We start from the raw sequence: 256 nt of genomic DNA, 5'->3' as shown, positions 1-256 counted from the left end.
CGCCGGGCTGGCGGCCCGCTGCGAGGTGCAGGTGGCCTACGCCATCGGCAAGGCCGAGCCGGTGGGCCTGTTCGTGGAGACCTTCGGCACGGCCACGGTGGAGCCCGAGCGGATCGAGCAGGCCATCGGCGAGGTCTTCGACCTGCGCCCGGCCGCGATCATCCGCGACCTGGACCTGCTGCGCCCGATCTACGCCCAGACGGCCGCCTACGGCCACTTCGGCCGCGAGCTGCCCGACTTCACCTGGGAGCGCACC

At 73.4% G+C, this 256-nt stretch carries 1 protein-coding gene; it reads left to right on the top strand.

Annotated features, from left to right (window positions below):
• On the top strand, nt 1–256 hold a 256-nt coding region (locus ACLIYP_RS30940; RefSeq protein WP_412716360.1), incomplete at both ends, for a methionine adenosyltransferase domain-containing protein.

The sequence above is a fragment of the Streptomyces nanhaiensis genome (genome assembly GCF_046614825.1).
GTDB lineage: Bacteria > Actinomycetota > Actinomycetes > Streptomycetales > Streptomycetaceae > Streptomyces > Streptomyces radiopugnans.
Note: the sequence above shows the minus strand (reverse complement) of the source record. Positions and strands in the feature narration are given on the sequence as shown.